This is a genomic window from Gluconobacter sp. (assembly GCF_047723935.1).
Classification (GTDB): Bacteria; Pseudomonadota; Alphaproteobacteria; order Acetobacterales; family Acetobacteraceae; genus Gluconobacter.
The window spans coordinates 1-22,888 of the sequence record NZ_JBDOBO010000042.1 but is presented as its reverse complement, the minus strand read 5'-3'; the positions used below and the strand labels follow the sequence as shown (position 1 = coordinate 22,888).

General features: G+C 56.0%; 19 protein-coding genes and 1 tRNA gene. 5 read left to right on the top strand and 15 right to left on the bottom strand.

The features are described from left to right. The 6 genes from ABF979_RS12165 to ABF979_RS12140 form a co-directional block, all read right to left on the bottom strand. On the bottom strand, positions 1 to 640 hold a 640-nt coding region (locus tag ABF979_RS12165; protein WP_415560077.1), incomplete at its 3' end, for an LON peptidase substrate-binding domain-containing protein. 158 nt (positions 641 to 798) lie between these two features. Continuing rightward, positions 799 to 2,064: an ATP-dependent Clp protease ATP-binding subunit ClpX gene (gene clpX, locus ABF979_RS12160; RefSeq protein ID WP_202207339.1), complete on the bottom strand. Its 1,266-nt coding sequence runs from the start codon at positions 2,062 to 2,064 to the stop codon at positions 799 to 801. Between the two features lie 199 nt (positions 2,065 to 2,263). After that, positions 2,264 to 2,908: an ATP-dependent Clp protease proteolytic subunit gene (locus tag ABF979_RS12155; protein ID WP_046901425.1), complete on the bottom strand. Its 645-nt coding sequence runs from the start codon at positions 2,906 to 2,908 to the stop codon at positions 2,264 to 2,266. 131 nt (positions 2,909 to 3,039) lie between these two features. Beyond that, on the bottom strand, positions 3,040 to 4,371 hold the full coding sequence (gene tig, locus ABF979_RS12150; protein ID WP_202207338.1) for a trigger factor: 1,332 nt from the start codon (positions 4,369 to 4,371) through the stop codon (positions 3,040 to 3,042). Between the two features lie 56 nt (positions 4,372 to 4,427). Continuing rightward, positions 4,428 to 4,512 (bottom strand) — tRNA-Leu (locus ABF979_RS12145). Positions 4,513 to 4,581: 69 nt separating this feature from the next. Beyond that, on the bottom strand, positions 4,582 to 6,051 hold the full coding sequence (locus ABF979_RS12140) for an NAD(P)H-hydrate dehydratase (protein WP_415560075.1): 1,470 nt from the start codon (positions 6,049 to 6,051) through the stop codon (positions 4,582 to 4,584). Between the two features lie 159 nt (positions 6,052 to 6,210). On the opposite strand from ABF979_RS12140, the gene ABF979_RS12135 reads away from it, so the two are divergent. From ABF979_RS12135 to ABF979_RS12125, 3 genes are all read left to right on the top strand, one after another. After that, a complete protein-coding gene (locus tag ABF979_RS12135; protein WP_046901422.1) occupies positions 6,211 to 6,663 on the top strand; it encodes a hypothetical protein in 453 nt (150 codons plus the stop codon). 155 nt (positions 6,664 to 6,818) lie between these two features. Then, on the top strand, positions 6,819 to 9,212 hold the full coding sequence (locus tag ABF979_RS12130; RefSeq protein WP_415560073.1) for a DEAD/DEAH box helicase: 2,394 nt from the start codon (positions 6,819 to 6,821) through the stop codon (positions 9,210 to 9,212). Beyond that, on the top strand, positions 9,205 to 10,530 hold the full coding sequence (locus ABF979_RS12125) for a class I SAM-dependent RNA methyltransferase (RefSeq protein WP_415560080.1): 1,326 nt from the start codon (positions 9,205 to 9,207) through the stop codon (positions 10,528 to 10,530). Before ABF979_RS12130 ends, ABF979_RS12125 begins: the two co-directional genes overlap by 8 nt. Here the strand turns inward: ABF979_RS12125 and ABF979_RS12120 are convergent. From ABF979_RS12120 to ABF979_RS12085, 8 genes are all read right to left on the bottom strand, one after another. After that, complete coding sequence (locus tag ABF979_RS12120) at positions 10,475 to 10,831, bottom strand: HesB/IscA family protein (RefSeq protein WP_046901420.1); 357 nt, start codon at positions 10,829 to 10,831, stop codon at positions 10,475 to 10,477. The two genes, ABF979_RS12125 and ABF979_RS12120, sit on opposite strands and share 56 nt — an antisense overlap. A 17-nt stretch (positions 10,832 to 10,848) precedes the next feature. After that, entirely contained in the window at positions 10,849 to 11,217 is a 369-nt protein-coding gene (locus ABF979_RS12115; RefSeq protein ID WP_415560072.1) for an SUF system Fe-S cluster assembly protein, read from the bottom strand. Beyond that, on the bottom strand, positions 11,214 to 12,425 hold the full coding sequence (locus tag ABF979_RS12110) for an aminotransferase class V-fold PLP-dependent enzyme (protein WP_415560070.1): 1,212 nt from the start codon (positions 12,423 to 12,425) through the stop codon (positions 11,214 to 11,216). The genes ABF979_RS12115 and ABF979_RS12110 overlap by 4 nt, the downstream gene beginning before the upstream one ends. Further along, entirely contained in the window at positions 12,422 to 13,615 is a 1,194-nt protein-coding gene (gene sufD / locus ABF979_RS12105) for a Fe-S cluster assembly protein SufD (protein ID WP_415560068.1), read from the bottom strand. The genes ABF979_RS12110 and sufD overlap by 4 nt, the downstream gene beginning before the upstream one ends. Next, positions 13,612 to 14,382 (bottom strand): Fe-S cluster assembly ATPase SufC, encoded by a 771-nt coding sequence (gene sufC, locus ABF979_RS12100; RefSeq protein WP_415560066.1) that lies wholly within the window; start codon positions 14,380 to 14,382, stop codon positions 13,612 to 13,614. The genes sufD and sufC overlap by 4 nt, the downstream gene beginning before the upstream one ends. A 3-nt stretch (positions 14,383 to 14,385) precedes the next feature. Further along, the gene (sufB, locus tag ABF979_RS12095; protein ID WP_046901415.1) at positions 14,386 to 15,873 is read right to left on the bottom strand and encodes a Fe-S cluster assembly protein SufB; all 1,488 of its coding nucleotides are present in this window, start codon (positions 15,871 to 15,873) and stop codon (positions 14,386 to 14,388) included. A gap of 12 nt (positions 15,874 to 15,885) precedes the next feature. After that, positions 15,886 to 16,368, bottom strand: coding sequence for an SUF system Fe-S cluster assembly regulator (locus ABF979_RS12090; protein WP_046902051.1), 483 nt, complete (start codon positions 16,366 to 16,368; stop codon positions 15,886 to 15,888). Positions 16,369 to 16,488: 120 nt separating this feature from the next. Continuing rightward, the gene (locus tag ABF979_RS12085; protein WP_415560064.1) at positions 16,489 to 17,808 is read right to left on the bottom strand and encodes a DUF445 domain-containing protein; all 1,320 of its coding nucleotides are present in this window, start codon (positions 17,806 to 17,808) and stop codon (positions 16,489 to 16,491) included. Between the two features lie 95 nt (positions 17,809 to 17,903). Between ABF979_RS12085 and ABF979_RS12080 the strand changes: the two genes are divergently transcribed. Together ABF979_RS12080 and ABF979_RS12075 are read left to right on the top strand one after the other, a co-directional pair. Further along, complete coding sequence (locus tag ABF979_RS12080; RefSeq protein WP_415560062.1) at positions 17,904 to 20,669, top strand: phosphoenolpyruvate carboxylase; 2,766 nt, start codon at positions 17,904 to 17,906, stop codon at positions 20,667 to 20,669. A gap of 86 nt (positions 20,670 to 20,755) precedes the next feature. After that, entirely contained in the window at positions 20,756 to 22,345 is a 1,590-nt protein-coding gene (locus tag ABF979_RS12075; protein WP_202207331.1) for a S10 family peptidase, read from the top strand. Positions 22,346 to 22,784: 439 nt separating this feature from the next. On the opposite strand, the gene ABF979_RS12070 is transcribed toward ABF979_RS12075, so the two are convergent. Continuing rightward, positions 22,785 to 22,888: hypothetical protein (locus ABF979_RS12070; protein ID WP_415560079.1), on the bottom strand; the 104-nt coding region annotated here is incomplete at its 5' end.

Sequence of the window (22,888 nt, the reverse complement as noted above, 5' to 3'; positions counted from 1 at the left end):
TTGTGTCCGCGAGCTTTGACAGATCCTCGATCTGGTTGATCGAGACCATGACTTCAGGCGGGATCTTCTTGTTGAGCTTGATATACTGCTCGAACTGGGAAACCGTTGAGCGGCCCAGAGCTTCCAGATCGCTGCCAGGAGTAGCCGACAAAGGCTCCTCTGCAATTTCTTTCACTTCAGCTTCGAAGTGACCGTCCACATCGAACAGACGTGTGATCTGAACACGACGGGTTCCTTCGACCAGAACCTTAACGGTGCCGTCCGGCAGCTTCAGCAGCTGAAGAATGGTGGAAACCGTGCCGTAACGGTAAATGTCGTCAGCAGAAGGGTCATCCTGCGAAACATCTTTCTGCGCAACAAGCAGGATCTGCTTGCTGTCACGCGTGACCGTTTCCAGCGCCTTAACAGACTTTTCCCGGCCGACGAACAGCGGAACAATCATGTGTGGAAACACAACAATGTTCCGCAGCGGCAGAACAGCCATAACATCCGGACGCGGAGCCGGAGCGACCTCAGGCACAGCCTCTACTGGAGCGGCAGCTTTGGCTCGCGGCTTGCGGGCAGGCTTCTTTTCTACAACAGCAGCGTCGTCCACCTTCTTTGTGCGACGGCGCGTTTTAGGCTTGGTATCGTCAGTCATTCACTTGATCTCCATAGGGACGATCCCACGGCCCCCGCCTGCCTGGCAGCGCGAACACCGTGATGTCTCTTCATGCAGAAAAGGCACGAATTCAGACAGCATCTATCCAGAATGTCGGAACGAAAAGGCCGTCTGACAAGACGGCCCCTTCAACACTCTTAGGCAGACTGCTCAGCCGGCTCGCTTTTGCCTTTCCCATACACATACACAGGGTTGGCTTTGCTTTCTGCCACTTCACGATTGATGACGACTTCCTCAACGCTGTCCAGCCCGGGAAGATCGAACATTGTTCCCAGAAGAATATTCTCCATGATCGACCGAAGGCCACGTGCACCTGTCTTACGTTCGATGGCACGCTTGGCGATGGCTGAAAGTGCGTCTTCCGTGAATGTCAGCTTGACGCCTTCCATTTCGAAGAGACGCGCATACTGCTTGGTCAACGCATTCTTGGGCTTGCTCAAAATCTGGATCAAAGCAGCTTCATCCAGATCATTCAGGGCCGCGATGACAGGCAGACGACCAATGAACTCTGGAATCAGCCCAAATTTGAGAAGATCTTCAGGTTCGACGGTCTGAAGGATTGCTCCCAGACGACGCTCGTCTTCAGAACGCACATCTGCCCCAAAACCGATACCCGAGCCTTTCCCACGCGCTGCAATGATCTTGTCCAGACCCGCAAATGCACCACCGCAGATGAACAGCATGTTCGTCGTATCCACCTGCAGGAACTCCTGCTGAGGATGCTTGCGGCCACCCTGCGGCGGAACGGACGCAACGGTCCCTTCCATCAGCTTGAGCAGTGCCTGCTGTACACCTTCGCCCGACACATCACGCGTGATGGAGGGGTTATCGGACTTACGAGAAATCTTATCGATTTCATCGATGTAGACGATGCCACGCTGCGCACGCTCAACGTTATAGTCTGATGCCTGAAGAAGCTTCAGGATGATGTTTTCAACGTCCTCGCCCACATAACCGGCTTCGGTCAGCGTCGTGGCATCAGCCATGGTAAACGGCACATCGAGAATACGAGCCAGCGTCTGAGCCAGCAGCGTCTTGCCTGTTCCGGTCGGGCCAATCAGAAGAATGTTCGACTTCGCGATCTCGATGTCATTGCTCTTCTGAGCATGGGCCAGACGCTTGTAGTGGTTATGAACGGCCACAGAAAGCGCGCGCTTGGCCTCGAACTGACCAATGACGTAATCGTCCAGAACCTTGCAGATTTCTTTTGGCGTCGGAACACCGTCTCGGGACTTCACGAGATGCGTTTTATGCTCCTCGCGAATGATGTCCATGCACAACTCAACGCATTCATCACAGATGAAAACTGTCGGGCCAGCGATCAGCTTGCGCACTTCGTGCTGGGATTTCCCACAGAACGAGCAATACAGGGTGTTTTTGGAATCGCCGGATTTGTTGCTCATCGCTGTTCCTCTTTCCCCTCACGCACGCACCGACCACTTTTCGGCAGCAGACATGCGGAAGCACTTAAAACTCTAGGCCGAGGTCTCAGCCTTCGGCAACCCCGAAGCCCTGGGCTCCAAGACATGAAAAGCGGCATATCGGTATGCCGCTTTTTCTTTCCAAGGGGAGCAACCTTCTCCCCTGTCACTTCAAACAAACTCAATCCTGACTGGCTGCCACGTTGGGGTGACGTCGCACAACAGCGTCAATCAGACCGAATTCTTTCGCTTCTTCAGCAGACAGATAGCTATCACGCTCGAGCTTGCGCTCGATCTCTTCAAGCGTCTGCCCTGTGTGCTCACGATAGATCTCGTTCAGGCGCTGACGGATCAACAGGATCTCACGAGCCTGAATCTCAATATCGGACGCCTGACCCTGTGCTCCACCAGATGGCTGATGCACCATCACGCGCGCATTCGGCAGGCAGTAACGATGCCCCTTCTCGCCACCAGCCAAGAGCAGCGACCCCATGGACGCAGCCTGACCAATGCAGACAGTGCTAACAGGGCAACGAATGTACTGCATCGTGTCATAAATCGCGAGACCAGCGGAAACGACACCGCCAGGGCTGTTGATGTAGAACGAAATTTCCTTGGTCGGATTGACGCTCTCAAGATACAGAAGCTGAGCGCTGATCAAGGATGACACCTGATCGTAAACCGGGCCGGTCAGGAAGATGATACGCTCCTGAAGGAGGCGTGAAAAAATGTCGAAAGCTCGCTCTCCGCGGGCAGTCTGTTCGACCACCATCGGCACCAGAGAGTTGTTGAACACCTCGACGGGATCGCGGTCCCCAATGGTCATACTGTCTGTTCCTCAATGCCCGATGGGCTGTCTGTTCTCTCTAACATGGACCCGAGAGAGCGTTCCGTCAAAGGGAGCAGACAGCAAAACGGGCACTCCTGAGAGTGCCCGTCCTTCTTACGTCAGTACTCTCAGAGCTCGGCAGGCGGGATTTCTGCGAGTTCTTCAGGTGTGACTTCCTTTTCGGTGACGTCAGCCAGCTCGATCAGATAGTCGACAACCTTGTTTTCCAGGATCGGGCCACGAAGCCCTTCAACAGCCTGCGGGTTCTTGGAGAAGAACTCGAAAACCATCTTTTCCTGACCCGGGTAACGCTGAGCTTCCTGCTGCATCGCACCCAGCAGTTCCTCGCGGGACACCTGAATTTCCTGCTTGCGACCAATTTCAGCCAGCAGCAGACCCAGCTTCACGCGGCGCTCTGCAATACGACGGTAATCTGCACGCAGGGTCTCTTCGTCCTTGCCTGCATCTTCCTCGTCCATGCGACCAGCTTCGCGATCCTGCTCGACGCGGGTCCAGATCTGACCGAACTCGGCGTCAACCATGCTCTGCGGGGCTTCAAAGTCGGTCTTCTCAGACAGGGCGTCCAGAAGCTCGCGCTTGATGCGCAGACGGGAAAGCTGCTTGTACTCGCCTTCAGCCTGCTCCGTGATCAGGGAGCGGATCTGCTCGATGCTCTCAAGACCAATGTCCTTGGCCAGATCATCGTTAATTTCCGGATCAACAGGCTTCTTCAGGGACTTCGCCTTGATGTCGAACGTCACAGCCTTACCGGCCAGTTCTTCAGCCTGATAGTCTTCCGGGAACGTCACGTTGATAACGCGCTCTTCCCCGGCCTTCATGCCTTCCATCTGCTCGGCAAAACCCGGAATGAAGCCTTCACCGCCGATTTCGACGTTCACGTCTTCAGCCGTGCCACCGTCAAACGGCGTGCCATCATGCTTACCAACGAAGTCAACGCAGACCACGTCACCCTTTACGGCAGCGCGATCTTCTTCAATGGCGTCAAATTTGCGGCTGCGACGGGCGAGGTCAGCCAGAGCCTTGTTCACGACTTCTTCGTCAACCTTGGAGGTCAGACGCGTCAGCTTCAGACCAGACAGATCAGGAACTGCAATTTCCGGCAGAACTTCAACTTCGATCTTGAATTCCAGATCGCCATCAGAGTCCGGAGCAGAAACCAGTTCGACCTTCGGCTGCATAGCCGCACGGACGTCCTGTTCCTGGAGAAGCTTGCCAACCGTGTCGTTAACAACTTCTTCCATCAGTTCCGCATTCACGGCTGCGCCATGACGCTGCTTGACGAGAGATGCCGGCACCTTGCCCGGACGGAAACCCGGAAGCTTGATCGTGCGTGCAACTTCTGCGAGTCGGGCGGCGCGACGAGCCTGCAGGTCCGCAGACGGGACAACGACAGTGAAGGCGCGCTTAAGTCCTTCGTTGAGCGTGGGCGTAACCTGCATGAGCCAGGCGATCCTCTCGGTCGGGTATGTTAAAATCTCTTCTCAGGAAACCGGGTTGGTACGGGCGGAGGGACTTGAACCCCCACGACTTGCGCCACCAGAACCTAAATCTGGCGTGTCTACCAATTCCACCACGCCCGCTCAGCCCCGTCTCCGGGGTTCGTGTTACCGAACCTTGGAAGCGCGGCCTTTAGCGCATGAAACGCCACTTCACAACAGGGCGGCCATCGGGTTTTTGCTTAAATCCGCCTTTGAAAGCTCTGTCGCGACGCTCCGAGCCTCCCCCAGGGGAAGATCCAGATCCTCTGCGACGGGCCACCCACCGTGATCACGGGATGCCTGTATTCCTGCCTCACCATGCAGCCAGACACCCGCGCAACACGCCTCCCAGGTCTCCATTCCCGCAGCCATCAAAGTCCCAATCACACCCGTCAGTGTATCGCCAGACCCTGCAGTAGCGAGCGCTGATGTGGCGTGCGCGTTGATTGCAATGCGCCCGTCTGGCGCAGCTATGATCGTATCTGAACCCTTCATGACCATCACGGCATTCAGCTCACGCGCGGCATTCAGGGCGGCTTCAGATCGACTTCCAGTTACAGGACCAAACAGCTTTTTGAATTCGCCGATATGCGGCGTGACAGCCGCCACACCTTTCAGACGAGAAAGGTCTTCCGCTCCCCACGCCAAAGCACCTGCATCCGCAAGAACCGTTTTTTTTGCGGCCAATAGCGCAGGGAGAACTTCAGAAACCTCTTCAGGAGTCAGGCCGGGTCCGCAGACCCAAACCTTCCGTCGCAAATCTTCCAGCAGGGAGCCAATAGGCTGGTCATCAATGATTAGTCCCGGGTCGCCGAGTCGATAAGCTTCTGCAACTTTTCGGGCTGCGATGCGGACAAGCCCAGCGCCTGTCCGCCTTGCAGCTCGTGCTGCCAGCCTTGTGGCGCCCGGCATAACAGCGCCGCCACAGACACTCACAACGCCGCGTCGATATTTATAGTCTCCCTCTCCGGAGACCGGCAGATCCCAAAGCCCCGGCCAATTGAAGCTTATTTTTGGCGTCAGGCCACTCCATGCCTGCTCAGGCATACCAATATCGGCGCAGACCAGCTCCCCGCACAACCCTCGCCCAGGCTCCAGAAAATGACCTGGCCGCGGCCTCACAAATGTGACCGTCAACGCGCAACTCTGTGCCTGACCGAGCACTTCTCCAGTTTCTCCGGATACGCCACTCGGCATATCGATCGCCACGCGTCGAGGAACAGCTGCCAGCACTGCAGCTACGTCGTCACTGACTGGACGCTTCAACCCGGATCCAAAAACAGCATCAACCAGCAGGTCTGCTCCTTCCAGAGACGCTCCTTCGAATGGCAGTACAGGACCAGACCATCCTGACGCAGCGACAAATGCCGGGCCACCCTCTTTGGGAACACCCATCGCAACCACTCGGACCGACCATCCCCATCGCGCCAGAAGACGGGCCACGACGTAGCCGTCGCCACCGTTGTTACCCGGCCCGCAAACAACGGCCACGCGACATTTCTGAAACCGCTTGCGAATGGCCCGAGCAACGGCCCATCCCGCATTTTCCATAAGTTGCGCAACAGGAACGACGGCAGAAGCGGCATGATCCATCATGTCGCTCTCCTCAGGTGTCAGCAGCGCAAGAGGGTATGGAGGCATAACTCTGTTTTCTCCTGATTCGCGGGTATGCTTACAGAAAGCGCAGGCGACATCCGCGTTCCCTATGGCCTTTGGACATTCCCCTCGGGTAACCTCCGGCCGATACATCAGGGATATCTCCCTGCTCTTCCTTCACCCACCTGACCATGACGAGGATCAATGACGGGTTCACTTCTCTGGAGCCTAGTGCTCGCAATCCATCTTCTGTGCATGACATACTGGATTGGCGGATCGATCTACTCCGCCCTGGTTGTCCGCTCCACAGTTGGCCTGCTCGACCCTGGACCACGCTCGTCGGTTCTTTTGCAGAACTACACACGTTTTTTCAAAGGCCTTTGGCAGGTTGTGCCTTTTTCCTTGGTGAGCGGCTGGGCACTTGTTTTCCATGAAGGCGGCTTTGCTGCCGTGAACTGGACCATCAATGCCATGCAACTGATCGGCATTGCCATGGCGGTGGTTTTCATAACGACAGTTCGCGGGCCATTCCTGCGAGCCCGTCGGGCCATGCGCCCTCAGCCTGCTGTTTTTGACACTCTCAGAAACCGTATGGTTCTCATGGCTGGCCTTGGTCTTGTGAACATTCTGATTGCAGCCATGGCGCACGGCATGTGATTGTGGTAGCGATATGGCGCTTCATGGGCTGTATCGCTTGCCATTCCAGCGTTTAGCCGATAACGCACCACTTTAAAGTTGCGGGACATGTGCCCGCCCTCAACTCCGGTCCATTCCGTCAGGTCTGTACCGTCAACGAGAGTCTCGAGAGTCATTTGAGCGCGAAAACGACCTCCGGTCCTTCCAAGCCCCGTACCTCTGCCCCTGCAAAACGCGGACGCCCCGTAGGCAGCCGTGCGAAGGCAATCAAGAATTCCCCGATCGAAACGGAAGATGCCGATTCGGCTACTCCTGAGCCGGTCGTAGCTGAAAAGAAGCCTCGCGGTCGTCGTTCCGCAGCTCAAAAGACAGAGACAGAAGCCGTTGCCAAGGTCGCAACACCTTCTCGTCGGCGTACGAAGGCAGTCGCAATCTCCGAAGAGGAAAGCGCACCAGAAACTGCTGAAGTTGCCCCAGTACGTCGTGGCCGCCGCACCAAGAGCGAGACGGTTGATACCGATACTGTAAGCGCTCCTCGCCGCAAGGCACGCAAGCCAGCTCCGGAAACAACCGAGTTCGTCGAAGCTCTTGCCCCGGAAGTCACTGAAACTCCTGCGCCCAAGCGCCGCGGTCGTAAGCCGAAGGTTGTGAGTGACGCTGTCGCTGAAGAAGTCGCAGCGCCTGCTCCCAAAAAGCGCGGGCGCAAACCGAAAGTCGTTGCTGCTGACGCTACACCTGAAGTCGTGGAGCCCGCAGAGACACCGAAGCCACGTCGCGGGCGTAAACCCAAAGCTGCTGTCGCAGCCGAGGTGTCCGCACCTGAACCAGCAGAAGCCGAAGCACATCCTGCAGTTGCTCCTCCGGTAGAGGCAGCAGAGGCTCCAGCGAAAGCTCCAGCTCGTCGTGGACGCCCCCGGAAGGTTCGGCCCGAGGCTGAAGCTCCGGTAACTGCGCCAGCCATTCCGGAAGTGACGGCTGAGATTAAAGCTGAACCGGCACAAGCTGAAGTTGTAGTCGCAGTTGAGACCTCAGAAGACCGTCCGCGTTTTGCTGATCTGGGCCTTTCTGACGCCATCATGCGCGCCATTCAGGAACTCGGTTACGAGCATCCGACTCCTATTCAGGCTCAGGCTATTCCTGAAGTTCTAAATGGGCACGACGTTCTGGGTGTGGCTCAAACCGGAACGGGAAAAACAGCATCCTTCACGCTTCCGATGATCGAGAAGCTGTCTGGTTCTCGCGCTCGGGCCAGAATGCCGCGTTCGCTCATTCTTGAGCCGACACGTGAGCTGGCCCTCCAGGTTGCAGATAATTTCAAGCTTTACGGCAAGCACTTACGCCTGACCCATGCACTGCTAATCGGCGGTGAAAGCATGGCCGAACAACGCGAAGTTCTGAACCGCGGTGTGGATGTCCTGATTGCGACTCCGGGACGTCTTCTCGATCTATTCGGACGCGGCGGCCTGCTACTGACGCAGACAAGCACGTTGGTTATCGACGAAGCTGACCGTATGCTCGATATGGGATTTATTCCCGATATTGAAAAAATCGTCAGCCTGCTGCCCGCAAATCGCCAGACGCTTTTCTTTTCCGCCACTATGGCGCCGGAAATTCGCCGCCTTGCAGATGCGTTCTTGAGAAATCCGGTACAGATCACGGTCTCCCGTCCATCTTCTGTCGCGACCACGATTGAAGAAGGTCTGATTATCGTCGAAGAAGACGAGAAGCGCCGGGCACTGCGTAAGCTGCTTCAGGCGCAGAATGTTCAGAACGCCATTGTGTTCTGTAACCGCAAGCGCGACGTCGATATGCTCCAGCGTTATCTGACGAAGCATGGATTCGCCGCAGGCCATCTGCATGGCGATCTGGCGCAGTCTTTACGCTTTTCGACGCTTGATAGCTTCAAGTCTGGCGAGCTGAAGATTCTGGTCTGCTCTGACGTTGCCGGGCGTGGAATTGACATCGGCGGTCTGTCGCATGTTTTCAATTTTGATCTGCCGTTCAATGCGGAAGACTATGTGCATCGCATCGGACGCACTGGTCGTGCCGGCAAGCATGGTCATGCCTTCAGCATTGCTGGACCGCGTGACCGCCGTCTCTTGGACGCGATTGAAACCCTGACAGGGAAGGTTATTCCCCGTCTGGAATTCGCCGGAATACAGTCCGTTGACTGGGCTCAGGAAGACGAAAATGGTCGTCTGATTCAGACACCCAAGCAGGCACTCCCATCGCAGACTTCCGAAGAATCCAGCATTGAGGACGAATCGGAAGGACAGCGCCGTAACAAGCGCCGACGCGGAGGCCGCAAGCGCAATCGTACGGATCGTGACGAGATACAGGTGGCAAACGCGCCTCAGCCTGTTGCAACACCCGTTGCGCAGCCTGCTCCTCATGATCGCCAATCCGTTGAACTTGCCCCTGCCTTTGAAAACGATGCGCCGAAGACAGGCTTTGGTGGGGATACACCTGCATTCATGCTGGTGCCTCGGCGACACAGACTGTCGGTGGCAGCCGAAACAGACCTGACCCTTCCCGTTCAGCACGATGCTCGTCATTACGGTGATGAATAACCCTGGGACCGGAGCTTTTCCCCTCCGGATTGAAGGTTTAGGCGCTGCGGCTGATGGCGTGGCTCATCACGACGGGCATGTTCTTTTTATTCCTGGCACGTTGCCAGGAGAGGAAGTGCTAGCCCGCTTTTCTGGTACGCGTCCTGAACTGATTGAAATTACGGCTCCGTCGTCAGATAGAGTTGCACCTCCGTGCACTCTCTTTGGCGAATGCGGTGGCTGCGCGATTCAACAGATGTCATTGCCTGCGCTGCTGGACTGGAAGACAACGCGAGTCGCTGAAGCTCTCACCGCAGCAGGCTTTGACGATCTTCCTGTTCCGCAGCGTTATCAAACCCCGTCATACACGCGCCGACGCATGGACCTCGCGATCCAGCGTATTCCAGGTGGCGTTATCCTCGGGCTTCATCGACGCAACGGCGATCCGGTGGATATGACGGAGTGTCATGTCCTGCACCCGACCCTTTTTGCTTTGCTGAAGCCACTTCGTGAGGTCCTGTCTTCTCTGGGTGCGTTGACCGGCCGTGGAGGCTTAGTCCTCAATCTTTTGGATAGTGGGCCAGACCTGACGCTTTCGACGCCAGCTGAATTGACCACCGCTGATCGCACGAAGCTTGCCGCCTTCGGGAGGCAACACGGATTGCCGCGGATTTCATGGCAAAACCCGAAAGACCGTTCTATTGAAACGGTCTCACAGACGCGAGCAGTCAAGGAAGCATTTGGAAGCGTGGAAATTACTCCGCCTCCTGCAGCCTTTCTTCAGGCGACTGACGACGCGGAAAATGCCATTGTACAGGCTGTTGTTGATGGGCTTCCGCCACTCAACAAAAAAGATATCACAGTCGAGCTTTTCGCAGGCTGCGGTACTCTGACATTCCCCATGTCGGAAAAAGGCCGCGTAATAGCGTATGAAGGCGATCTTGCTGCTGCAACTTGCTTAAAGGCCGCAGCAGGCGGTCGACGGGTGGACGGATTCCATCGTGATCTTATGCGTCAGCCTCTTCTGCCTCAGGATCTGAAGTCAACGCGAGCTGTCGTTCTTGATCCGCCGTATGCTGGTGCTGGTGCACAGACAATGCCACTCGCCAAATCTGGCGTTAAAGACATCGTGTATGTGAGCTGTAATCCTGCTGCGTTGGAAAAAGATAGCCGCGCATTAAAAGAGGCAGGCTATTCAGTCCTGAACTGGACAATTGTGGACCAGTTCCTCTGGTCCACAGAAGTGGAAACGGTTCTGGTATTTTCACGTGATCCTAAACGGATCAAACGTGAAAACTCTCGCCGCAGCCACAACGTCCCTTCTCATTTGGATTCCTGAAGGTAAATCCGGCTTCGAGATCCTTGATCTCGTAGTCCATGACTGTTCCCGTCAGAAAAAGTGTGGCCTTGCGATCAACAAGCAGGGTCACACCTTGGTCTTCTACGCGCTCGTCCGTTACGGCTGGCTCATCCACAAAAGTCATTTCGTAAGACAGGCCTGAGCAGCCTCGCGTACCAACACCAATGCGTAAAAGTTGTCCCTGATGAGCGCCGGCATAGAGAACGCGCAACCTCTCAGCTGCACGATCAGACACAGACATCAGAGCGGGAAGTGGTCGACGTGTCAGGGTTTCAGACATGACTTTTGCCCCTCAGATCAGAACATATTAAGCGCAAGACGCGCATCATCACTCATGCGGCTCATGTCCCACGGCGGATCCCATACGATTTCCACAGTGGCATTCGTCACATTTGGCACTTTCAGAATGGCGTCACGCACCATTTCCGGCAGTTCCTGAGCACTCGGACAATTGGGAGCCGTCAGGGTCATTTCCACGTTGACCCGGCCGTCATCATGCAGGTCAATCGCGTAGATCAGACCCAGCTCATAAATGTTTACCGGAATTTCCGGGTCATAAACGGTCGCAATGGCCGCTATAACAGCGTCCTGGTCCGGGCCAGTGTTCTCACCTGTTACGGGAGTGCTCTCATCAATGGGGTGGTGTTCGGTCATGGCATCACTCATGTGAGCATCTTCCGTGCCCGTTCAAGGCCTGTAATCAGGACGTCAATCTCATCCTGTGTCGTGTAAATACCGAAACTGGCGCGTGCCGTCGCATGCACACCGAGACGACGGACAAGCGGCTCCGCACAATGCTGACCAGCACGGATCGCAATTCCCAACTGATCCAGCAAAGTAGCCAGGTCATGGGGATGAGCGCCGTCCATCACGAAGGACAGAACACCACCGCGAACCTGGGGAGACCCAAGAACTTTAAGCCCCTCAACCTCGCCCAGACGCTGCTCGGCATATGTGGTCAAGGCTGTTTCGTGACGAGAGATGGCGTCGTAGCCAATCCCCTCCACGAACTTAACAGCCGCCCCCAGACCAATCGTTTCCAGAATGGCAGGGGTTCCCGCTTCGAATTTATGAGGGACAGTTGCCCATGTCGCACGCTCGAAAGAGACATTCTGGATCATCTCGCCGCCACCCAGGAATGGTGGCATGGCATCTAGAAGCTCCCGCTTCCCCCAGAGTACGCCGATACCTGTTGGCCCATAAAGCTTATGGCCAGTGAAGGTAAAAAAATCTGCTCCGATATCCTGCACATCGATTTTCCGATGTACGACAGACTGCGACCCATCAAACAGAATGCGCGCGCCATGGGCATGGGCAATTTCTGCCAGTTTTTTGGCAGGTGTGACGGTCCCCAGCACATTCGACATATGCGTAATGGACACGAGAGCGACATTGCCGTCGTCCAGAAGCGTTTCATACGCCTCAAGATCGATGTCACCACTCTCATCCATTGGGGCTACACGGAGTTCGATACCAATCCGGTCCCGCAGCATGAGCCATGGGACAATATTGGCGTGATGCTCCAGTTCAGAAATCAGAACCGCCTGCCCTGGCTTCATCAGTGAGCCAAGACTATGCGCCACCAGATTGATGGCCTCTGTACTGTTTCGCGTGAAGACAACTTCATGGCGGTCTGGCGCATTAATGAGCCCTGCGACAGCATCACGCGTACGTTCGTAAGCTTCTGTTGTCCGCTCACTCATCCAGTGCAAGCCGCGATGAATGTTGGCGTACTGATGATACGCCGCATCGCGCATAGCTTCGATCACGCATTCCGGCTTCTGGGCTGAAGCGGCGCTGTCGAGAAAGACAAGCGGACGACCATGCACCTGCTCAGACAGGATCGGAAACTGCGCGCGTACGGCCGGCGTCATGCTGTGATGCTCCGGATCAGTACGTCGCGCAGGGTCTCGTCTGTTACGAGATCAAGTGCATCCAGAAGGAAGGCCTGAACGAGAATAGCGCGCGCTTCTGCTTCTGGCACACCACGAGAGCGCAGATAGAAAAGCTGCTCATCATCCAGCGCCCCTACAGTCGCGCCATGGCTGCACTTCACGTCATCCGCGTAAATTTCCAGCTCAGGCTTACTGTTAATCTGCGCCTTCTCTGACAGAAGAAGCGCCTGATTCATCTGATAGCCGTCAGTCTTCTGGGCAACACGATCGACGAGAATCTTGCCTTGGAACACGCCCTGTCCGCTCTCGGAGAGCACAGTCTTAACCGTTTGGCGCGATCCACAATCAGGCGCTGCATGATGAATCATGGACGTCAGGTCGTTCAGGCGCGTGCCATCCACGATCTGAATTCCGTTCACATGGACCTGTGCATGGGCTTGGGTCAGCGTCGCAACAACTTCGTGCCGCGCCAGCTCACTACCCTGATTCAGGGTAAAGCTGTCGTAGTTTCCGTTCGCGTCCACGGATGCATAAACAAGAGCAAGATGCCCCGCGTCCGCGCCCTCACGCTGCAGTTTGACGTGATTCAGCTGGGCATTTTTTCCCACTACAATGTCAAACCGCGGGTTGGTCACATACTGACCGTCCCCTGCGTTAACATCGAACACCGTCAAAGATGCACCGTCTTCCAGAACAATCTGATGGCGCAGATGTGTAGAAATGGCGTTCCCTGAGGTGAGGGAAACGAGGACCAGCGTTCCAGCAGCAACGCCCGCAGGCACGCGAATGGACAAACCATCCTGACGCAGGGCTGCGTTGAGAATAGCCGAAAAGCGGTCCTCTAACGGGTCAACGGCTTCACCCTGCGAACGAACAAGATTTTCCGAAAGGCGTGTTTGAGACACAGCCTCCAACCCATTCGCGAAAACCGCACGGCTTTCCGCCTCTGGCAACGCCAGCGCATCCAACAGCGACTGCACGTCGTGATCCGACAATGCAGGCGCTTCGTTCCACACCGTTTCCGTAAAGGCCCGCAGGGGCGTATATCGCCATGCCTCAACACGCCGCGTGGGAATCCCGCGCTCAGCCAGCACAGAGCCATGTCCCGCTGCACGCCCGACAAAAGCGCTCAGGGCTGGAGACGACTGAACTGCTGTCCCTGTACTCACGCTGCAGCCTCAAGGAACTGGGTGTAGCCCTGCTTCTCAAGCGTCTTCGCCACTTCCGGACCACCACTATAGATGATCTTGCCTTTGGCCATGACATGCACGCGGTCAGGAACGATGTAATCGAGCAGACGCTGATGATGTGTGATGACGAGTGCTGAGAAGTCAGGCCCACGAAGAGAATTCACGCCATCTGCAACGATACGCAGGGCATCAATATCCAGACCACTGTCTGTCTCGTCGAGAATAGCGAAAGAGGGCTGCAGCAAGCGCATCTGGAGCACTTCATTGCGCTTCTTCTCACCGCCGGAGAAGCCGACATTAACAGCACGCTTGAGCATTTCGTCAGACATGGACAGACGCTTGGTCTCAGCCCGAACGGCCTTCAGGAAAGCAACAGCGTCCAGTTCGTCGTCACCACGCGCACGGCGGACAGCATTTACGGCTGTCCGCAGGAAATTGGCGTTATTGACGCCCGGCAGCTCGACGGGAGACTGGAATGCGAGAAACACGCCCAGAGCCGCACGCTCTTCAGGGTCCAGAGCCAGAAGATCCTGACCTTTAAAGGTCGCGCTTCCGCCTGTTACTTCGTAGTCATCGCGGCCGGAAAGGACATAGGAGAGCGTAGATTTGCCGGAGCCATTCGGGCCCATGATGGCATGAATTTCGCCCTTTGGAATTTCAAGGTCGATCCCTTTCAGGATTTCCTTTGGCGTCCCATCGGCATCAATGCGTGCTTCGAGGCCCTGGATCTTGAGAAAATCATTCATGTCTTAACCCACACTTCCTTCGAGGCTGACCTGGAGTAGCTTCTGAGCCTCGACCGCGAATTCCATTGGCAGCTCCTTGAGCACCTCGCGGCAAAATCCGTTAACAATCAAACCAACTGCGTCTTCTTCAGAAAGCCCGCGAGAGCGACAGTAGAAGAGCTGGTCTTCGGAGATTTTAGACGTCGTTGCTTCGTGCTCGATACGCGCGGTCATGTTGCGGCTCTCGATATACGGAACCGTATGTGCACCACACTGATCACCAATCAGAAGACTGTCGCACTGCGTGAAATTGCGCGCATTGCGTGCCTTCGGCTGCATACGAACAAGACCACGATATGTGCTGTCAGAGCGGCCGGCCGAAATGGTCTTGGCAATGATGGTCGAGCGCGTATTCGGCGCCAGATGAATCATTTTTGTACCCGTATCCGCCTGCTGGTGATTATTGGTCACAGCAACGGAGTAGAATTCGCCAACCGAGCCCTCGCCTGCCAAAACGCAGGACGGATATTTCCACGTAATTGCAGAACCGGTTTCAACCTGCGTCCAAGAAATCTTGGACCGTGCACCGCGACAGGCTCCGCGCTTCGTCACGAAGTTATAAATGCCACCACGGCCTTCATCGTCTCCCGGATACCAGTTCTGCACCGTAGAGTACTTGATGGAGGCATCATCCATCGCAATTAGTTCGACAACCGCCGCATGAAGCTGGTTTTCATCTCTTTGAGGAGCCGTACACCCCTCCAGATAAGAGACGCTCGCGCCATCTTCGACGATAATCAGGGTCCGCTCGAACTGGCCGGTATTGCGGGCATTGATCCGGAAGTATGTGGAGAGTTCCATCGGGCAACGCACACCCTTTGGAACAAACACAAACGATCCGTCTGTAAAAACGGCGGAATTCAATGCCGCAAAGAAATTGTCAGCGGCTGGTACAACCGAACCAAGATACTGCTTTACGAGATCCGGATGTTCGCGAATGGCATCCGAAATCGGGCAGAAGATGACACCGGCCTCTTCAAGCGTCTTACGAAAGGTTGTCGCAACCGACACGCTGTCAAAAACAGCGTCAACGGCAACAGGAAGACGCTTCTGATCTTCAGCACCTTCAACACCAGCCAGCAACGCCTGCTCATGCAGCGGAATGCCTAGCTTGGCATAGGTTTTGAGAAGTTCGGGATCGACTTCATCCAGACTTTTCGGGCCAGGCTTCTTCTTGGGCTGAGCGAAGTAATGCGCATCCTGATAATCAATCGGAGGATGGCTGACTTTGGCCCATTCAGGCTCTTTCATTTCCAGCCACATACGGAAAGCCTTGAGACGCCATTCCAGCATCCACTCAGGCTCTCTCTTACGCTCCGAGATCAGGCGAACCGTATCTTCATTCAGGCCCTTGGGAGCGATATCCATTTCGATATCAGTCTCGAAGCCCCACTCGTAACTGGACTTCGCGAGCTTTTCGACTGTCTCGCGGGTCTCCGTCACAGCTGGCATGATTTGGTGTCCTCAGTTGACCGGATCAGCCACGGGGACTGGCCCGGCGCCGGTAGTGTCGAGAGAAGGCTCCTTGGGCTCCTTCCCGCTATGTAGAACGGAATGTCGGTCCATATCCGCAAGCGTAATACTGTTGAGCGTTCGGAGAATGGCGTCATTCACCATGTCCCATTGCCCCGAAAGGCCACATAGGGAGCTATGTTCGCACTCCCGACCGTCGCAGCAGGCTGTAATCGAAATCGGACCATCAACAACAGCAATAACCGTGGCGATCGTAATTTCTTCCAGCGCACCTGCCAGCCGATAACCGCCACGGGCCCCTCGATGAGAGATGACGAGTCCGCTCGAAGCCAAACCCTTAAGCAGCTTTGCAACGGTTGGCTCGGGTACTCCGGTCTCTCCTGCCAGCGCGGCGGCTGTTGCCAGACCCTCGTGCTGTCCGAGGTGGACAAGGAGGACGGTGGCATAATCGGCTAGTTTGGAGAGCCTCAGCATAGCTTGCACACTCACATTACATTCATTCAAGACTTATGAAGTCCTGATTAGGTTCCAGATGACCCATGCTGTCACAAAGGTCAAGAAGTTTGTGATGTCTTAAACGGAGTTATAACCTCTTCAGACACCGAAAAACAGGCGGGAGATCAGATCAAGGCCAGCTCCAGCCAAAAACCCGACGACAGTCCCGTTAACGCGAATATAGGCCAGATCCCGCCCTACACGTGCTTCCAGACGGCGCGCAAGGTCATCGCCATCCCATCCTGCCATGACGTTGGCGATGAACCCGGAGAGCTTGTCTCTGACGCCAGGAAGCAGCTTCGAGACCATGCGCTCCACGGTCGTATTGATGCGCTCTCTCAGCGGATCATTTTCACGCATGGACGTTGCCAGGCCGCTAATTGCCGTATCCAGAACAGAGGCACTCCAACCGTCCTCTTTTGCGCAATCCTCTTCTGCCATCCGGCGGACGCGCTCCCAGAGTTCGCCGCTCCAGGCCTTCAGGCTGGAATGCGTCAGAACCGAGCCAATCGCTCGCGTCAGATCCTGTCGGCGATCCGGATCCGTTTCCATCCGATCGATTTCAGCCCGCACCCACGTCGTGAAGCCATGCCGAATATCCGAGTCCATCGGATCGATCCGTTCAATTTCTGCCTGAAGAGCAGTCAGAACCCGATTGGCAACCGATCCTCCAATGGCCCAGCCGAGGAAGCGTCCCCCCTGCTCACGCACCCGTTCCTCGACGAACTGCCTCAGATCACCTTCCTTGGCAGCGACCGTGGCCTTGAGCTTTGCCAGAAGGAAGGAAAGCACTTCCTGATGCATCTCACTGTCCACCATCGCCTTCATGGCGCGAGAGACGAGTGGCGCGATTTCCTCACCATTGAGCAGGACCGGCAGCGCGCGCGATAGAGCAGCACTCGCCCGACCGTCCTCAAGGCGATCAAACAGGCTGGGGATACTGGCGCGCAGCGTGGCGACAAGTGTCTGTCGGGTAGATGGCTCGCTGAGAGCGTCCGCAATCAGACCTGGCAGATCAATCTTGGAGAGGGCCCGATGAACGTCGGCATCCGTAAAGAACTGACCGGACACAAACCGGCCTAGCGCCTGCCCTAGCCGCACCTTCTGTCTGGGAAGGATAGCCGTATGAGGAATAGGAAGCCCCATCGGATGTCGGAACAGGGCCGTCACTGCAAACCAGTCTGCCAAGCCTCCAACAACGCCTGCTCGTGAGCCTGCCCGGAGTACGCCTAACGCCAGGCTATCGTCGTGGAAATGTCTGGCCGCGAGATAGGTCGTGCCTGTGGCAACCGCGCCCATGCCGATCAGAAGGCCTCCGGCCAATCTTGTTGGCGAAGATCCCTTCTGCGGAATGGCCTGACTGACATCTTTCTTCATATCCGGATGCATGAAGCCTCCGATAGCATCATCCGGACGCACTGTCGCGTCCGCAACAAGGTTGCGCTTACAGGCCGGGCATGGAACATAACTTGCCCGTTTTCAATTTACCTCCCGCAGAAGCGAGACTGCTCCCGATGTCTGACTGCGCCTCCCGGCACGACACATCCCTTTCCGACCGCATCGACGCCATGACCACGCGCCTGACACAGGAACGCAACGGTCTTAGTGATCTGATTGCCTCCATTGGTGATGAACTGTCCATCGGCAAAGGTGAGAAAATCGAGGAGCTGGAACACACAGTTCGAACATTGCGGGACGAATATTTTTCGCAGCGTGCCGCTCATCTTCGCCAATATGTCGGCCTTGAAGATGCGGACCCGACAGAGCGTCTGAAGCAGGTTGCTGCCAAACTGGTCGAGCAGGCACCGTCGCCGGAAGCCCTGACCAAACCGGCAATTGCTGCTGTCTTTACAGCTCACCCGACATTTGCTCTGGCTGACCACGTCTATGCGCTCATGGCCGAACGGGCCTCCAATCCGGAAGCGCCTCTCCCATGCCTGACAACACATCGCCGGTCGGCACCGCCAACACTTGCCGATGAGCAGTCCCTCGCCCTGGCTGCCGTTTTGCGTGGCCGCGATGCCCTTGATGAGCTTACGACATCTCTCATTGAAAAAATGACATCCCGGTGGGCGAACGAGGCGGATCATGTGGATCCCTCACCCGTCATTCTCGCAAGCTGGGTCGGTTTTGATACAGACGGGCGCAATGACATTGGATGGTGGGATACAATTCGCATCCGTCTGGAACTCAAACTTGCCCAGCTTGAGCGCCTTGAATCGGGCCTGACTGAACTCCGCCTTCAGGATACGTCATTGGCAATGCGTGTTCGCCGCGCCATGGAAGCAGTTCGGACACAACATGCTGCATGTCCGAGAAGCAAAAGTGCTACCCCCGAAGACATCCGCGACTTTGCACAGACCCTGATCGCGCACCGCGAAAAAGCACTGTTGGACGCGAAAGAGCTTCAGCCCTTCTTCCGGGACGCCGCATCGGGACTGGAAGCGTCAGATGCCCTGCGACTGCGCACGCTCCGGGCTGGGTTCATGAGCCACGGGCTTGGTATTGCGCATATCCACACTCGACTGAATGCGGCTCAGATCTATAACGTTGCCAGAACGCGCCTCGGTCTGACGGACGACCCGGCTCTTCCGTCCCGCCGTCGCGTGCTGCTGTCTCGAATCAACGATGCCCTCGATGATCTGACAGCGCGCCATGTTGATTTTGGCTCTCTGCTCGTCGAGCCCGCATCAGCCGCGCGCCTGATGATGACGATGGCGCAGATTCTCAAACACATCGATACCGGCTCCCCCATCCGCTTCCTCATTGCCGAGACAGAAAGCGGATACACACTGCTGGCCACGCTGTGGCTCGCCCGCCTGTTCGGTATTCAGGATCATCAGATCGAAATTTCTCCTCTTTTCGAGACGGAAAGCGCACTCGAAAACGGAGAGACCATCCTTGAGGAAGCGTTCCGCTCCCCACACTGGCGGGATTATCTGCGAGCGAATGGCAGACTATCCCTCCAGTTCGGTTATTCGGACTCGGGTCGATATGTCGGGCAGTTAGCCGCCACGAATCTGGTTGAGCGGCTACGGATGCGGACGCTGGACCTCTTGAAAGAACATGATCTCGGGGACGTTGCCCTCACACTGTTCGACACCCATGGCGAAAGCATCGGCCGCGGCGCCCATCCTTTCAGTCTTCGTCAGCGTCTGGACTATTTTTCTCCGGCAAGAACGCGGATTGCATTCCAGAATGCAGGCGTCGGCTGCCGTGTAGAAACCGCATTTCAGGGTGGTGACGGCTATACATTGTTCGGAACAGGAAGCATTGCAGCCTCCACGATTGCAACATTGGCCGAGCATGTGGCGCACGTTCCGACGAGCGTGAATGATCCAGTCTATGAACGCCCGGATTTTGCAGCAGACTTCTTTTCGACCATCGCGCTGGACATGGGCGCTCTGGTCAACGATCCGGGATATGCAGCACTATTGAGTGCTTTCGGACCATCCCTGATCGACAAGACAGGCTCCCGTCCCTCTGCACGTCAGTCTGACGCCGCTACAGTGACGCGCATCACGCATCCAAGTCAGCTACGCGCCATCCCGAACAATGCCATCCTTCAGCAGCTTGGCTGGTGGGCCAATGTGCTGCATGGACTTGGAAGTGCGGCGCAGCGTCATCCGGAAACATTCGAGCAGTTTGTCACCAGTTCTCCCCGTTTTCGCGAAGCTATGGACTTTGCCCGACAGGCCTTGGCTCACTCCGATCTGGAAGTCCTGCGCGCAACAATCCGTCAGCTTGATCCGGGGACTTGGCTGGATCGGGCCTCCAAGGCGCAGGACGAAGAAGAGCGTCAGAATTTCCTGACCATTTCCCATGGATTGGAAGTCCTACGCTTCTGGACGAGCGCACCGGCAATGTTCCGCCGTATCCAGACGGATCATATTGCCCTGCGTGCTGCGTGGCCCGATGCACCGCATATGGAGCCCCGCGAAAAGCTGCTGCACGCCATCCGCTTTGCACTGATTGATCGCCTGTGGGTTCTATCTACGCGCATTCCCTATTTTGGCCCGCGCAATAGCCTGACACGTGATTCCATCACCAACCTGATCCTGTGTCTGGATATCCCGCGCTCTCTGCATCTGCTGGATGACCTCTTCCCGGTCTCTGGCCCGAGCGTGGCCAATCTGGACTTCGGCGAGCCGGGCGACGCAGGTGAAGAAAGTGGCTTTGCCCGGGAGCACCGGGAAATTTTCCAGCCATTGGAACGCTCGTTCAACCTGCTACGGGAAATCGGCGTGGCGATCATGCATACGAACCGTGCATTCGGTTAAGAACGAAACATTATAACATCTGGCTTGTCTGCAAGTCAGCTATGCGTTTAGAGAAGGGCAGAACACTTAACACAAGGCCCTTCTGAATGCTTCGCAAGGCTCTCTTCCTGGGTGTTGCCATGATGGTAACACCCGCTCTTGCCGCTGAACCCGCCAAGGACACTCCTGCCCCCAATGCCGACAGCGTTACACGCGGCACGGTAGTCGTGGATGGCTCGACCATTCCTTATCAGGCTGTTGCCGGGACCATTCTCGTGCACGGGTCAGAATACAATGATTCCAATGAGGTTCTGACCAAGCGCGGCATCAAGGTGGAAGCCGGCAAAGACGACAGCGACAAGAACCCGCCTGTCGCGTCGATGTTCTATACCGCCTACTTCAAGGATGGCGTTCCATCCGCGAAACGTCCCATTACCTTCCTGTATAACGGCGGGCCGGGGTCGGCGTCTGTCTGGGTCCATATGGGCACGTTCGGGCCACGCCGCGTCAACACACCCGGTGACCAGCATCTTCCCGCCGCGCCTTACGCTCTCATCAACAATCCCCAGTCTCTACTGGACGTGTCTGACGTTGTGTTTGTCGATGCTCCGGGAACCGGCTTCTCGCGTATTGCGGGCAAGGATGCAGCCAAGGAGTTCCTTGGTGTCGATGGTGACGGAGAAGCGTTCACCCACTTCATCTCGAAGTTTCTTGCAAAGTACCACCGCTACAATTCGCCCAAATACCTGTTTGGCGAAAGCTACGGCACCATGCGCTCCGCAGTCGTCATCAATGATCTGGAGCAGGAAGAGAACATCGATTTCAATGGTGTCATCCTGCTCTCCCAGATCCTGAATTACGACAACAGCGCCGATGCGCCGCAGTTTAATCCTGGCGTTGATGACCCGTATGTTCTCGCTCTACCCACCTATGCTGCGACGGCGTGGTATCATCATTGCCTGCCACAGCAGCACCCGGACCTGAAGGCCTTCCTGAAGGAAGTCGAGCATTTTGCTGTGACGGATTATACCGTTGCGCTCCGTCAGGGAGCAGACCTGCCGGAAAGCGAGCGTCAGGCCATCGCAGAGAAGCTCCACACATACACTGGCCTGCCGGTGGACTATATTCTGCGCTCTGATCTCCGCGTGAACGGCGGCCAGTTCGAACAGCAGCTTCAGGCTGCAACGGGAATGGCAACAGGTCGCCTCGATACGCGGTATTCCAGCCCGACGCTTGATCCGATGACGAAGGAAGCGGATTACGATCCGCAGTCCAGCGCTATCAGTTCTGCTTATGTTTCGGTCTTCAATGACTATGTCCGGAACACTCTGAAGTACGGCACAGACGAAACCTACCGCCTCTTTAATCCTGAAGGGAACTGGGACAACAAACACACCCAGCCAGGACACGGCTACCAGCCCAAGGGCGTTCCCAATGTCATGAGCGACCTTGCCATGGCAATCAAGACGAACCCAAACCTGCATGTGATGCTGAACGGTGGCTACTACGATCTCGCGACGCCTTACTATGAAGGTATCTACGAGATGAAGCATCTTCCGATGGCTACCAGTCTTCAGAAGAACATCGAATACGCTCAGTATTCGTCCGGACACATGGTCTACGTAGACCCGGCAGCCCTGCAGCAGCTTCATGACAATGTCGCAGCGTTTATCCGCCGGACAGACAATCTGCACTGATCTCTAGCGTTTTTAGAAAAGGCGACGAAGGGGCAACCTTTCGTCGCTTTTTTATGAGTCAGCAGGCTAGCCTATCTGAACAAAAGCTCTGGCGAGGCGTCTGATTGAAAACTCGCATACACGCTACGGCTCGATCGCTGGGGTGCCCTTTTCAAGCGAACATTTGGTCTAGACGACAACGTTGAGACAGCCTGCGTCAGATTAAGAGCGACACCATCAGAACCCAGTAAAAGCTGGCGCTCCTGAGTGCTAACATTCTCAGAAGAAAACCTGACAAGACGAGAAACACTCTGCTTGCGGAAAATTATTCGTAGAAAGAGCTGCGATAACAGACGCTTGCGTTTCAGGCAGCGGTATTGGGCGTCTTTATAAAATATAGCAACAAAAAACCCCGCCAGATTGCTCTGGGGGGGTCAGATGTCTCACCGAGGTGAAAAAATCAGGCGGACTTTGCCATGATTTCTTCAGCAACGTTACGAGGAACAGCCTCGTAGTGATGGAACTGCATGGTGAAGGATGCACGACCCTTCGTTGCAGAACGCA